This is a genomic window from Kocuria sp. CPCC 205261 (assembly GCF_040981025.1).
Classification (GTDB): Bacteria; Actinomycetota; Actinomycetes; order Actinomycetales; family Micrococcaceae; genus Kocuria; species Kocuria marina.
Map to the genome: position 1 here is coordinate 1 of NZ_JAVKPU010000052.1, position 661 is coordinate 661.

Annotated in this window: 1 pseudogene; it reads left to right on the top strand. The window is 62.0% G+C overall.

Annotation, left to right across the window (positions count from 1 at the left end):
* Window positions 1-88: 88 nt before the first annotated feature.
* Window positions 89-661 (top strand): annotated as a pseudogene (locus RF646_RS13340) (hypothetical protein); the annotation flags it as partial.

Genomic DNA, 661 nt, shown 5'->3' on the forward strand with positions numbered 1-661 from the left:
CCCTCGTCGGCTTGAGTTCCAGCCATCGTCGCAACACTCTGATCGAGAGGTGCGTGCGATGGTTATTCGGCCGAGGGGTAGAGAGAATGTGCAGTACAAGGCGAAGGAGCGGGACGAGTTCTTCCGTCGGCTTGATCGTGGCGGCACGATCCGTGCTGTCGCGGCTGAGCTGGGGCTGAGCGTTGAGTCGTGTTACCGGTGGCGAAATGAGGCTGGCGTATCGACTTCCCGTGCGAAGAGCCGGGTCTATACGGCTGAGGACAAGGCCGAGTTCTTCCGCCTGCTGGCGTCGACGGGGAACGTGTCGAAGGTCGCGAAAGAGCTCGGGTTCGTGCGGGTCACTTGCTACAAGTGGGCGCATCAGGCGGGGATCTTCACGGGGAAGGACACCCGCGCTCAACGAGCACGGTTTGAGCGGTTGCGTGCCGACGGTGTCAGTCGGGCGGATGCTGCGAGACGGGTCGGCGTGGACAAGCGCTCTGCGCAAGATTGGGACAAGGGCATCAAGCAGATAACGGGCGGACGCGTTCACCCCGACGGTCGTGTAGTTCGCTACCGTCAGGCGGCGATACTGGCGAATGTGAAGAGCCCGCGTGATGCCTATACGAGAGGCGCCCCGGTTGATCTGGCGCGTCTTGAGACTGTTATCGATTCTCGCTAC